The sequence below is a fragment of the Spirosoma aerophilum genome (assembly GCF_054782495.1).
This window is the reverse complement of the sequence record NZ_BAAGSJ010000013.1, coordinates 2287664-2300346: the sequence shown is the minus strand read 5'-3', so window position 1 is coordinate 2300346 and position 12683 is coordinate 2287664. Positions and strand designations below refer to the sequence as shown.

Below are 12683 nucleotides of genomic sequence, written 5' to 3'. Positions count from 1 at the left end.
TGTTCATTATCCATTATTCATTTTTTATAATTGTTTTCTCAATCGGGCCACGGGTATGTTGAGCTGTTCGCGGTATTTGGCTACCGTTCGGCGAGCGATGTTGTAGCCCCGGTCGTTCAGGATTTTTTCGAGTTTATCGTCCGAAAGCGGATGGAGCTTGGGTTCGGCGTCGATGAGGTCTTTCAGGATGTTTTTGACTTCGCGGCTGCTGACATCTTCGCCCGTATCGGTCGAGATGCCTTCCGAGAAGAAATATTTGAGCGGATAAATGCCGAATTCGGTTTGAACCGACTTGCTGTTGGCCACCCGCGATACCGTCGAGACGTCCATATCGATCAGCGTCGCAATGTCTTTCAGGATCATGGGCCGCAGTCGGGATTCATCGCCGGTCAGGAAAAAGTCATACTGGTAGCGAACAATGGCGTTCATGGTGCGCAACAGGGTTTGCTGGCGTTGCTTGATGGCGTCGATAAACCACTTGGCGGCATCCAGTTTCTGCTTCACAAACGAGACCGTTTCTTTCAGATTCTTGTTCTGCTTCTTGTTGCTTTTGTCGTAGGTGTCGAGCATATCGGCAAACGAACGGCTGATGCGCAGTTCCGGGGCGTTCTTGGAGTTCAGCGATAGTTCGAGTTTACCGTTGTTGTTCGAGAGCAGAAAGTCGGGTATCAGGTATTGTACATTGCCGCTTTCGCCTTCCATGGAGCCCGGTTTGGGGTTCAGCCGGATGATGATATCAATGACCCGCTTGAGTGATTCATCACTGATGTTGAGCCGACGCTGTATTTTGTCGTAATGTTTTTTGGAGAACTCATCGAAGAACTCTTCAATGATTCGAATCGCCAGAATATTGTAGGGGTCCGACAGGTCTTTGCGTTTGAGTTGCAGGAGCAGGCATTCGGGCAGCGAGCGGGCACCGATACCCGCCGGGTCGAACGACTGGATTTTCCGCAGCACTTCCTCTACTTCCTCCGAGTCGGTAAACACATTTTGGGAGAAGGCCAGGTCGTTGACAATCGCCTGAATCGACCGCCGGATGTATCCGTCGGCTTCAATGCTGCCAATGAGCTGCAAGCCCACAATGCGCTGATCTTCAGATAAGTTCAGGTAACCGAATTGTTGGAGCAGGGAATCGGTCAGGCTCGAGCTGGTGGCCAGAGGCATGTCGCGGTCCTCTTCGCCGTAGTTGCCATCGCCCTGCATTTTATAGCCTGCATAGTCCTCATCCTGAATATAGCTGTCAATGTCCAGATCATCGTCACGGTCTTTGAAGTCGTCGGTATCGTCGAAGGAGTCATCATCATCTTTCTGATCATACTCTTCATCCATACCTTCTTCCAGCGCTGGATTGATTTCCAGCTCTTCTTCAATGCGTGTGTCTAATTCAGCCGTAGGAATCTGAAGCAGTTTTATAAACTGAATCTGCTGCGGAGATAGCTTCTGCTGAAGGGATTGAGAGAGACTTAATTTCTGCATGAGTAGTACTACGGACTATAGGTTAATGTGTTACGTTGAGCGAACGGGATGATCGACAAAAGTGCCCCTCACAATTATTAGGCCAAATTAATCAAAAAATGTTTTTATCAGCATGAATTTTCTATAAACTCATCCGATGTTACCTTCGCACGCTATGACCAATAAGCTTTATGACACGTCGCTGAGCCTACTGACAGACCTCTATCAGGTAACGATGGCTTATGGCTACTGGAAAACTAAAACAGCCGAAAAGGAGGCTGTGTTTAATTTATATTTTAGAAAAAACCCCTTCGGCGGGGGATTTACCATTGCCTGCGGGTTGGCCAACGTCATTGGATACATCGAGAATTTCGGGTTCTCGAAGAAAGACCTGCGGTACCTGAAAACGCTGACCGGCAATGATGGTGAACCACTGTTTGAGGAGGCATTTATCACCTATCTGGCCGAGCTTAAGCTCACCTGCGACATTGAAGCGATCCCCGAAGGAACGGTCGTGTTCCCGAATGAGCCGCTGGTCCGGGTGCGGGGGCCTATTCTGCAATGCCAGCTGCTCGAAACACCCCTGCTGAACCTGATTAATTTCGAATCGCTGATTGCTACCAAAGCGGCCCGGCTCCGGTTGGTGGTCGAAAAAGATACCTTGCTGGAATTTGGTCTGCGACGGGCGCAGGGCATCGATGGAGGCATGACCGCCAGTCGCGCGGCCTATATTGGCGGGGGCGATGGTACCTCCAATGTGCTGGCCGGTAAACTGTATGATATTCCCGTTGGCGGTACCCACGCGCACAGTTGGGTCATGTCGTTCGATGATGAGCAGCAGTCGTTCGATGCCTATGCCGATGCGCTGCCCAACAACGTCACGCTGCTGGTGGATACCTACGACAGTTTGCAGGGTGTTCGGCACGCCATCGAAACCGGAAAAAAGCTAAAAGCCCGGGGTTATAAACTGGCCGGTATCCGACTCGATTCCGGCGATCTGGCCTACCTGAGTATTGAAGCCCGTAAACTGCTCGATGCCGCTGGTTTTGAGGATACCTCCATTGTGGCCAGCAATGACCTCGACGAAACGATCATCAGCAGTTTACGCCAGCAGGGCGCGAAAATCAACGTGTGGGGGGTTGGTACAAAGCTCGTTACAGCCTACGATCAGCCCGCGCTGGGGGGCGTTTATAAATTAGCCGCCCTTCGGCAGGAACCCACCGATGGCGAGTCGGCCGATGGGGCCGGATGGGCCTACAAGATGAAACTGTCGGAGCAGGCAATCAAAATATCGACGCCGGGCATTCAGCAGGTACGCCGGTTTCGGGACGAGCGGGGCTTCATGGCCGATATGATCTATGATTCGGAAAGCATGGACGGGACGGCTGCGAAAGCCGCCACCATGATCGATCCGCTGGACTTTACAAAGCGACGTCGCTTTGACGCTGCGCAGGAATTCGAGGATCTGCTGGTCGCGGTATTCCGGTCGGGTAAACGGGTGTATGACATACCGGATATTCATACCGTGCGGGACCGGGTACAAACCCAACTGGCTGATCTGCACCCCGGCGTCAAACGGTTTGTGAACCCGCATACCTATCCGGTTGGTCTGGAAAAACGCCTGCATGAACTCAAAACAAAATTGATCCTGGCGCTGCGCGAAGGGCAAACACAGGACGATCAGGGCTGAAACACCTCCCTTCGGTCAGGTTTATATATGAAAAAAGTCCTCATCCTGTCGGGTCTGAGTGGTAGTGGTAAGTCGACCTTCGCCCGGCAATTCTGTCTGGAAAATCCAGACTGGCTGCGGGTCAACCGGGACGATCTTCGGCGTAGTCTCTTGCCCGTATCCCTGGGTGAATACTGGCAAACCTGGTCCGACCGGGAGAAAGACCGGATCGAAAGGCTGGTGAGTGAGTTACAGAGAACGGCTATTCTGGAAGGATTGACGCAAGGCTGGCACGTACTTATTGACAACACAAACCTGAAACTGAGTTACTTTAGTGAGTTTCGACGGTTATTGGCTCATCATTTCGATCGGGTTGAGATACAGTACTCGTTGATCGATACGCCCCTTAAGGTTTGTATCCAGCGCGACCGCGACCGACCCGACTCTGTAGGGGAGGCCGGTATTCGGCGGCAGGCGGAACAGTTGATCGCGTTGAAACGAAAATTCAGATTTCAACCGGAAATCCTAAGCCGCCCTCCAGTCTTTCAACGCCAGCAGGACGAGTCATTACCCCGCTGTGTCCTGGTCGACATCGACGGTACGGTGGCCATACGCGGGAAACGATCTCCGTTTGAGTGGCACCGCGTGGGCATCGACACCCCAAACTGGCCGGTAATCCGGCTGGTACAGGCCTTGCAGGCCTCGGGTAACGCCGTCATTTTCCTGTCGGGTCGGGATGCCGTTTGCCGACCTGAAACGGAGGCCTGGCTGGCGCATTACGGAGGATGGCCATCAACGGACTATCAATTATTGATGCGCCCGCAAAACGACAACCGCAAAGATGCTCTGGTGAAGCAGGAGCTATTTAACCAGCACATTGCCGGGCAGTATTACGTCGAACTCGTGGTAGACGACCGCCAGCAAGTGGTCGACATGTGGCGTCGGACGCTGGGCCTTACCTGTATTCAGGTGGATTACGGTGATTTTTAAGGGAGAGGTGCGTCTCCGTTATCCGCGTTTAGCAAACCTGAATAACGGCTACACCCAGCAACTGGCCTAACTTTTTGAGCTTTCCGGAAATATGCCCGACACCAACGGCGCAGTGATGGGCGGGGCCGTGGCTGTTCCAGTCGTTCACAAACTGGCGGGCACCAATCGGGAAACGGTAGCGGCTGTTGGTATTGCCGATTTCCAGAATTGGCCCCGGTACGGACTCGCCTTCGGCCAGCAGCAGTTGAAGTTTGCCATCGACCGTTTCAACAACGGACAGCAGCGTCACCGGTCCCTGCTTCACCGACATTTCGACCGATAGCCCATTGCCTACTTTGCCGTGATAGACAGACAGGGGCCGCACTTTCGTCTTGCCCTCGGCAATGGTAATATGCCCGGGTCCATCGTGGCCCATGAGCACGACATCATCGGCAAAATCCATGGCGTAATACTCCGTAAAGGAGCCCCCCACACCAAACGAATCCATGATCTTCATGGCCTGCGCGTTTTTAACTTCATACTCGCCGGCCACGGGAATGCCCCGCCCTGTCAGCAGCGAATTGCCCAGAATAACCGAACTCATGGTGTCTTCATTCGGGTTGCCCGTGCCTTTGTAATAATAGGCCAGCGAGCCAAGGTCAAGCTCTTTCACCAGCCGATCGAGCGCAACGGAGGTACGGGCGGCCCGTTCAAGTTCAGCGTCGGTGCAGTCGGTCTGGACGTCGAACGTTTCGCGGAACAGGGCTACACGTTGCCGGATCTCATCCGCCGAAACGGTTTGCCGCAACGCCGTTAACTGATCCACTTCAATCATCTCGATATGTCCGCCAAAAGTGGCGCAGTGTAGTGTGAGGTTCGAATAAATGTCGAGCATGCCGCCGTAATAGTTGCCCATCAGGCCCAGTCGGTTGTGCGCCATGATGTTCGCGACCCGGGCGGCTTCGATCCACTCGTCGATCTCAGTCCAGGCAATCGGGTCGTTTCGGAGCAGGCCCGTGATCTGGTGAAACGGAATATTGGACCGTTTGAAGACAGAGGCAATTTCGGGAACCGGGCAGGCCGAGCAGTAGGCCAACCATTCGCCGGTCATCCGCGTGCGGTCGCCAAGATTGTTGAACCAGCTGTAGTCGATGGCGGGTTCGGGGGCCAGGTTGAGCACGATGACCGGCACGTTAGCCCGGCGCACTACCGGCAGCACGGTAGACGACAGCGCATAGGTGGTTACGTACAAAAAAATGATATCCACATCGGCTTGCCGAAACTGATGCCCGGCCACCATTGCTTTTTCGGGCGTGTCGACCAGCCCAATGTTAATAATCTCGACCCCCGGTCGATGCATACTGGTGGCTAACTGACTCAGGTAGCCTTCCAGTCGCTCCTGCAGCCCGTCGAACTGGGCCCAGTAGGCATCGAGGCCAATGCCGAATAAACCTACTTTGAGTGCGAAGGATGTCGGTGTTTTCAAGTTGGTTAAGTTGCTCATCAGTTAGTCGGAACTAATAAAAAGAAATTTGGCAAAAATTAGATAAAGTAGACTTATATGCTGCTGCCGGGCGTAAAAGATAAATCTTTCTTCATGTTTAAGTAGAATCGACTTATCTTTAATCCTTCATTGACACACAACACACTGTTGCCTTATGCTTCACAACCTTACTATTCGTCAAAGCCGATGGCTTTTGGTGATACCCTTACTGGCGTTCACGTTTGCCGGTAACGCTCAGGATGCTCCCACGTATCAAACACCTCCCAAAGCGCTTGCCGATCTGGTAACGGCACCCTTAACGCCCAATGTGAGTATGTCGGCGAAGGGCGATATGATGCTCATCCTCGAACAGGCAGCCGCGCCCGGTATCGACGAATTGGCCCAACCCGAACTGAAACTGGCGGGGCTGCGCCTGAACCCGGCCAACAACGGTCCCAGCCGTGCCCGCTACATAACCGGGTTGAAGCTCAAGAGACTGACCGACAAAGACGAAAAAGCGATTGCCGGTTTACCTGCTTCTCCGCTGATCAGCTTTGTCCAATGGTCGCCCGACGGAACAAAAGTTGCCTTTGCCAATTCGACCGACAGCCGGATTGACCTGTATGTAGCCGATGTAGCCACGCTGTCTGCTCAGAAAGTTGGGTCAACTGCCCTGAACGCCACCCTGGGCTCACCCTATCACTGGGTATCGGATAGTAAAAGCCTGATCGTGAAAACTATTCCTTCCGGGCGCGGCCCGGCCGTTGAGGTCAGTCGGGTGCCGAGTGGTCCAACAACGCAGGAAAATGTGAAAGGCTCACGGGGGCAGGCACCTACCTATCAGGACTTACTGAAAAATCCGTCCGACGAAAAACAGTTTGCCTTTTATACTACGTCGCAGGTTGTTCGGATGGGGTTGGATGGTTCGGTCGCGAACATTGGCCAGCCCGGTATCATTCGCACCGCCGAACCCTCGCCGGATGGTCAGTATGTGATGATCGAGACAGTCCACACGCCGTTTTCGTATCTAGTGCCCGTTGGCCGGTTTCCGCTCAAAACGGAGATTTATGCCATCGCCGGTTCACTGGTGAAAACCCTGAACGACGGCCCGTTACAGGAGGCAGTACCATACAGCCGCGATGGGGCTCCCACTGGCCCGCGCGACTTCAACTGGCGGGCCGATGTGCCCGCGTCGGTCTATTATACCGTGGCGCAGGACAATGGCGACCCGAAAGTGAAAGCGGATATTCGGGATAAAGTATTCCAGATCGACGCGCCTTTCTCGGCGCAGCCCAAAGAGATTTATGCCGCTCAGTTCCGTTTCGAGAATTTCGACTGGGGCAATGAGACAACCGCACTGGCTACCGAAGCCTGGTGGCAAAACCGAAAAACCATCACGAAAGTGGTTAATCCGTCCAACTGGCAAACGTCCGTGCTGTTTGACCGGTCGTACGAAGATCGCTACTCCAACCCCGGCCAGCCCGACATGAAGCACAATCAGTACGGACGGGATGTGCTGAACCTGTTGCCCGGCGGTGAAGTCCTCATGCTCAATACCATCGGTTCATCACCTCAGGGCGACCGTCCGTTTGTAAGCCTGCTGAACCTGAAAACCAGGCAAACCCGCGAGTTATGGCGGTCGGCGGCTCCGTATTTCGAGCGCCCCATTGCGGTGCTGGACGCGGCTAAGCAAGTGATCCTGACCACCCGCGAAACGCCCGACGAGAACCCGAATTACTTCGTCCGGAACCTGAAAGCGAAGATTGCGCCCATTCAGGCCACCTATTTCCCGCATCCGTACCCGCAGTTGAAGGGGGTTCAGAAACAACAGCTCCGCTACAAACGGGCTGATGGGGTGGAACTGACGGCCACGCTGTATCTGCCCGTTGGCTACAAGAAGGAGCAGGGACCCTTGCCAACATTTTTGTGGGCGTATCCGGCCGAGTTTAAGAGCAAAGAGGCTGCCAGCCAGATTTCCGGGTCGCCCTATCAGTTTAACCGGATCAGCTATTGGGGCGGGGCCGCTTTCGTAACGATGGGCTACGCCATTCTGGACAACGCCAGCATCCCCATTGTGGGTGAGGGTGACAAAGAACCGAACGATACCTATGTGGAGCAGCTGGTGTCGAGTGCCAAAGCAGCCATTGATGAGGGGGTCCGTCTGGGCGTGGTCGATTCAAGCCGGGTCGGCGTAGGTGGTCACTCGTATGGGGCATTCATGACCGCCAACCTGCTGTCAAACAGTAAACTTTTCAAAGCCGGTATTGCCCGCAGTGGGGCCTACAACCGTACCCTTACACCCTTTGGCTTCCAGAATGAGCAGCGCAGCTACTGGCAGGCACCGGACGTGTACAACAAAATGTCGCCGTTCATGAATGCCGACAAAATGAAAACGCCCCTCCTGCTGGTGCACGGCGAAGCTGACAACAATACGGGTACGTTCCCCATTCAGTCGGAGCGGTACTACAATGCCCTGAAAGGCTTCGGTGCTACCACACGGCTGGTGTTTTTGCCCTACGAAAGCCATGGCTATACCGCCAAAGAGTCGCTGTTGCACATGCTGTGGGAGATGAACGGCTGGATGGATAAGTACGTCAAAAACCCGGCCCCTGCCGCTCAGGCCAACAAAGCTGGTAAAGTAGGGGGTGGGAATAACGAGAAATAGACGGTAAACGATCATAACGCAAAAGCCGGGTCTGGATGCACCAGCCCGGCTTTTTTATCGTTAAACCTGTTTAGCATTACAGGTCGTAGATGAAGATTGTAGCCTGTATGTTTGAAAGGCGAGCCTTTGGAAAGCCTGAACGGGTTCGTTATTCGTAAGATTTGACGACAAACAAGGTTTATTCGTGTTCTTCCAAGCTAGAAACCTGAACAAAAAATCGGAAGTATGTCCGGGTCAGGCTCTGGCTTGGCCTTTAACTTCTCCATTCGACGGCCAAGCCAGAGCTTAGCCCAGCCCCAACAGGCAAACGATTAAATAGGACAAGTACTAGGTACGAACTCACTCTTATGAAAAAGCTTACATTATCTCTGTTTTTGTGCATCACCTGCGGGGCTCTATTCGGTCTGTTTGTGTCGGAATCGGCATCGGGACAGTCGTTTGCCAAAGGGGCTGATATCGGATGGCTTCAGCAGATGGAGGCAACGGGCTACGTGTTCTATAACGACAAGGGAGTCGCTCAGGACTGCTTTCAAATCCTCAAGGACAAAGGCATTAACGCCGTCCGGTTTCGTGTCTTTGTGAATCCGTCGATGAATAAAATCAATGGCCATTGTAGCCGGGATGAGGTAGTTATGATGGCCAAGCGGGCAACGGCTCTGGGTTTTCGGATCATGATTGATTTTCATTACAGCGATTCATGGGCCGATCCGGGTCAGCAGGTTAAGCCGGCGGCCTGGGCTACGCATAGCGTTGATCAACTGGTAACCGATGTTTATGACCATACTCATGATGTCATGAACGCCCTGAAAAAGAACGGTGTCACGCCCGAATGGGTGCAGGTTGGCAATGAAATACGGGGTGGTATGTTACGACCCGAAGGGAGCACCGATCATTATCCGCAACTGGCGCGTTTGATTAGCAGTGGCTACAAGGCGGTCAAAGCCGTTAGTCCAAGCTCTAAAGTCATCGTTCATCTTGACCGGGGTAACGACAGCAACCTGTTCAGAACATTCTTTGACAATCTGACCAGCAACGGCGCGCTGTATGATGTAATTGGTATGTCTTACTATCCATACTGGCTAAAGCAGGATTATACCGCTTCGATCGACGACCTGACCCGCAATCTTAAGGATATGGTCAGCCGGTATGGAAAAGAAGTGATTGTGGCAGAAGTGGGTGGCGATTATACCGCTGTACAAAACACCTATGACATGCTCGTGGCCGTTCAAAAGGCCGTTAAAGCGGTTCCTGATGCGAAAGGGCTGGGCGTATTTTACTGGGAGCCGGAAGGGGCCAAAAGCTGGAGTGGTTATCAGCTAAATGCCTGGGGCGACGACGGAAAACCAACCAGAGCGCTGGACGCCTTCCGGTGATTGGGGTATGATTCCCCTGCTGGTCGTTACTCCATCGGCCGACGATTTTCGTTTAGACCAACAGGTGCAGCTATGTAGCCTGGAAATAATTTGGCATCATTTAAGCACTTTCTCGGTGCTAAGTCGATGATGAATAGATTCGACGCTGGAGGTGCTTCGTTAAACAGAGCTTTTTGAATAGTAATCAAAAGACATTACTAAGGCAGCAAGGCACAGTTAGAATAACTCCAGCATGCCGTATTCGTCTGAATAAGCCAGTTTTACGATATCGTCAATGTGCTTTTGTAGGATTTTTAAGACACTTTCTGACGACTGGTTGCCCATTCGCAAGAGAACAACCTTTGGTGGGAAACCGAAGGTATTGGCCAGATTGTAGAAGTCATCATCGTTCGTGACGATGATTCGTTTGTTCGTTTGTGCCCACTGCCAGATGGCAATGTCCTCAGCAGGGATCGGCAGGCCTGTTCGGGTAACGTGTAAACAATCGGGAAATAGAATCGCTAATTTCTTTACTAAGCGATAAGACAAATTTGCATCAAGCAGCCAGCAAACGGGTACGACGTTCGCTATCAGCGGCAAAGGCTAACGCTGCCCGGATGTGCTCAAGCGTTAGTTCTGGAAAGTCATCCAGGATTTCGTCATTCGACATACCCGACGCCAGCCAGCTTAGGATGTCCTGTACAGTAATACGAGTGCCTTTGATACAGGGCTTGCCGAAACGAATTCCGGAATTCAGACTAATATATTCCTGATAGTTAAACATACCCAAAGATAGTAATACTTATCACCCATAGGTCAGCCGCTAACTTTCGAATTGTTAAGTCAATCTGTAACCAACTAAACCCATTTACCACCAATCTTTGTTATCCTTACAGCATATTACCTAATTCAACGATGAGGTTTGAGTTCATTCGCTCATTCACTCATTCAATCAATCACTCATTGACTAGATGAAACTTCTTAAAGTAGCCGCTGGTGTTCTGAATCAAATCCCGCTTGCCTGGGAGCACAACAAGCAAAATATCATTAACGCCATCGAAGAAGCCAAACAGCAGGATGTTAGTCTACTGTGTCTGCCCGAATTCTGTATTTCGGGCTATGGCTGCGAAGATGCGTTTTTTGCCCAGAATACCATCGACCAGTCCATTGCCTCACTTCTGGAAATTGTTGAGCATACGAATGATATTGCTGTGGCCGTGGGCCTGCCCCTGCGCCATAATAACCGCACGTTCGACACGGCCTGTCTGATCGCCAACAAGCGGATTCTGGGTTTTACGGCCAAACAATACTTGGCCAACAACGGCGTCCATTACGAAACGCGCTGGTTCCAGCCCTGGCCCGCTTACGTTCGCGACGAGATCAAAATTGGCGAGTTTACGTACCCGTTTGGTGATGTCGTCTATGACCTGTCCGGTGTTCGGATTGGTTTCGAAATCTGTGAAGATGCCTGGGTAGCCAGTCGTCCGGGACGTATCCTGTACGAGCGGGGGATCGACATCATCCTGAACCCAACGGCCAGTCACTTCGCGTTTTTGAAGTCGCAGGTGCGGGAACGGTTCGTGGTCGATGCATCGCGGGCGTTTGGGGTTAGCTACGTGTACTCCAACATGCTGGGGAACGAGTCGGGCCGGATTATTTTCGACGGCGATGCGATGGTGGCCTCGAACGGCGAATTGCTGGTGTCCGGTCCACGGTTGAGTTATGAAGATCACGTTATTGTTCCGGCCGTGATCGATATTGAAGCCACGCGCCTGAACCAGACCCAGAACCGGGCCAATATTGCCCTGGCCTATCCGAATCTGCGCGTCACGGACCGCTTCGATTGGCCCGAGATTGCGCCCGTTATTCAAAAAGCTCAGCTGGAAGGCTGGGAGCGGGGCGGCTATCTGAAAGAAGAAGAGTTTGCGCGGGCCGTTGCCCTCGGCCTGTTCGATTACCTGCGGAAGAGCCGGTCGCAGGGGTATGTGCTGTCGCTGAGCGGGGGCGCGGATTCGTCGGCCATTGCGGCTCTCGTTTTTCTGATGATTCGGATGGCGGTGGAGAATATCGGCATGGACGGGGTCAAGAAAAAACTCAGCTACATCAAGGCCATTCAGGACTGTCAAACGCCCGAAGAGGTGATCGGGAAACTGCTGACCGTGATGTATCAGGGAACCCAGAATTCGTCAGACGATACCTACAACTCGGCGAAAGAGCTGGCCGAAGACATTGGTGCTAAGTTTTTGAATATCAATATCAATGGGCTGGTCGAAACCTACACAGGCCTGATTGAAGAGCAGTTAGGACGCAAACTATCGTGGGATACCGACGATTTGGCGTTACAGAACATTCAGGCGCGGGTGCGGGCTCCGAGTATCTGGATGCTGGCCAATATCAATAATGCCCTGTTGCTCACCACCTCGAACCGCTCCGAAGCCGCCGTTGGCTACGCGACGATGGACGGCGATACGGCGGGCAGTATTTCACCCATAACGGGTATCGATAAGCATTTTTTGCGGGGCTGGCTGCGCTGGCTCGAAACGGTTGGCCTGAACGTCAAGAACGCCCCCGAACCTACCGACCGCACCAGCTTGGCCAGTAGTCCCACGACTCCCGATGAGTTGATTAAAGTAAAAGGGTTGAACGCCGTCAATAACCTGCAACCCACCGCCGAACTGCGCCCGCAAGACAAAAAGCAGACCGACGAAGACGACCTGATGCCCTACGATGTGCTTAATTCCATCGAGGAGTCGGCCATCCGCGACAAGCAACCCCCGGTGGAAGTACTGAAACTGATGGAAGTGCGCTATGCTAGCCACGACCGTGAGAAGTTACTGCTGTGGGTAGAGCGGTTCTTCAAGCTCTGGAGCCGCAACCAGTGGAAGCGCGAACGCTATGCCCCTTCGTTCCACCTCGACGATCATAACCTCGACCCCCGTTCCTGGTGCCGCTTCCCGATCCTGTCGGGCGGTTTCGAGAAAGAACTGGCCGAGATGCGTGACTGGGCCGGGTCACGTCAGGCCAATGAGCAGAAGTCTGGTGGACGCCGAGGCAAAATTGGGTTTTAGGCAAAAAGGGCATAAATTAGCT

9 protein-coding genes are annotated in these 12683 nt (G+C 52.9%); 5 read left to right on the top strand and 4 right to left on the bottom strand.

Annotated features, from left to right (window positions below):
* Nucleotides 1-24: 24 nt before the first annotated feature.
* On the bottom strand, nt 25-1476 hold the full coding sequence (gene rpoN, locus ACYVK4_RS20940) for an RNA polymerase factor sigma-54 (RefSeq protein ID WP_461129472.1): 1452 nt from the start codon (nt 1474-1476) through the stop codon (nt 25-27).
* A 154-nt stretch (nt 1477-1630) separates the two neighbouring features.
* On the opposite strand from rpoN, the gene ACYVK4_RS20935 reads away from it, so the two are divergent.
* Together ACYVK4_RS20935 and ACYVK4_RS20930 are read left to right on the top strand one after the other, a co-directional pair.
* A complete protein-coding gene (locus ACYVK4_RS20935) occupies nt 1631-3145 on the top strand; it encodes a nicotinate phosphoribosyltransferase (protein ID WP_461129471.1) in 1515 nt (504 codons plus the stop codon).
* 27 nt (nt 3146-3172) lie between these two features.
* The gene (locus ACYVK4_RS20930) at nt 3173-4114 is read left to right on the top strand and encodes a phosphatase domain-containing protein (protein ID WP_461129470.1); all 942 of its coding nucleotides are present in this window, start codon (nt 3173-3175) and stop codon (nt 4112-4114) included.
* Nucleotides 4115-4142: 28 nt separating this feature from the next.
* Here ACYVK4_RS20930 and ACYVK4_RS20925 read toward each other — a convergent pair whose 3' ends face one another.
* Nucleotides 4143-5597, bottom strand: a complete 1455-nt coding sequence (locus tag ACYVK4_RS20925) for an arabinose isomerase (protein WP_461129469.1) — start codon at nt 5595-5597, stop codon at nt 4143-4145.
* A 154-nt stretch (nt 5598-5751) separates the two neighbouring features.
* Here ACYVK4_RS20925 and ACYVK4_RS20920 point away from each other — a divergent pair, with 154 nt between their 5' ends.
* Complete coding sequence (locus ACYVK4_RS20920; RefSeq protein WP_461129468.1) at nt 5752-8241, top strand: S9 family peptidase; 2490 nt, start codon at nt 5752-5754, stop codon at nt 8239-8241.
* Between the two features lie 347 nt (nt 8242-8588).
* Entirely contained in the window at nt 8589-9614 is a 1026-nt protein-coding gene (locus ACYVK4_RS20915) for a glycoside hydrolase family 53 protein (RefSeq protein ID WP_461129467.1), read from the top strand.
* Nucleotides 9615-9830: 216 nt separating this feature from the next.
* On the opposite strand, the gene ACYVK4_RS20910 is transcribed toward ACYVK4_RS20915, so the two are convergent.
* Both ACYVK4_RS20910 and ACYVK4_RS20905 read right to left on the bottom strand, forming a co-directional pair.
* Nucleotides 9831-10142, bottom strand: a complete 312-nt coding sequence (locus ACYVK4_RS20910; protein WP_461129466.1) for a DUF5615 family PIN-like protein — start codon at nt 10140-10142, stop codon at nt 9831-9833.
* A 7-nt stretch (nt 10143-10149) separates the two neighbouring features.
* Complete coding sequence (locus ACYVK4_RS20905) at nt 10150-10377, bottom strand: DUF433 domain-containing protein (protein ID WP_461129465.1); 228 nt, start codon at nt 10375-10377, stop codon at nt 10150-10152.
* Between the two features lie 187 nt (nt 10378-10564).
* Here ACYVK4_RS20905 and nadE point away from each other — a divergent pair, with 187 nt between their 5' ends.
* On the top strand, nt 10565-12661 hold the full coding sequence (gene nadE / locus ACYVK4_RS20900) for an NAD(+) synthase (protein ID WP_461129464.1): 2097 nt from the start codon (nt 10565-10567) through the stop codon (nt 12659-12661).
* The last annotated feature ends 22 nt before the right edge of the window (nt 12662-12683 follow it).

What these genes read in the sequence shown, in the direction of transcription:
- rpoN (WP_461129472.1), bottom strand. Translation starts at nt 1,476, where the DNA reads ATGCAGAAATTAAGTCTCTCTCAATCCCTTCAGCAGAAGCTATCTCCG.
- ACYVK4_RS20935 (WP_461129471.1), top strand. Translation starts at nt 1,631, where the DNA reads ATGACCAATAAGCTTTATGACACGTCGCTGAGCCTACTGACAGACCTC.
- ACYVK4_RS20930 (WP_461129470.1), top strand. Translation starts at nt 3,173, where the DNA reads ATGAAAAAAGTCCTCATCCTGTCGGGTCTGAGTGGTAGTGGTAAGTCG.
- ACYVK4_RS20925 (WP_461129469.1), bottom strand. Translation starts at nt 5,597, where the DNA reads ATGAGCAACTTAACCAACTTGAAAACACCGACATCCTTCGCACTCAAA.
- ACYVK4_RS20920 (WP_461129468.1), top strand. Translation starts at nt 5,752, where the DNA reads ATGCTTCACAACCTTACTATTCGTCAAAGCCGATGGCTTTTGGTGATA.
- ACYVK4_RS20915 (WP_461129467.1), top strand. Translation starts at nt 8,589, where the DNA reads ATGAAAAAGCTTACATTATCTCTGTTTTTGTGCATCACCTGCGGGGCT.
- ACYVK4_RS20905 (WP_461129465.1), bottom strand. Translation starts at nt 10,377, where the DNA reads ATGTTTAACTATCAGGAATATATTAGTCTGAATTCCGGAATTCGTTTC.
- nadE (WP_461129464.1), top strand. Translation starts at nt 10,565, where the DNA reads ATGAAACTTCTTAAAGTAGCCGCTGGTGTTCTGAATCAAATCCCGCTT.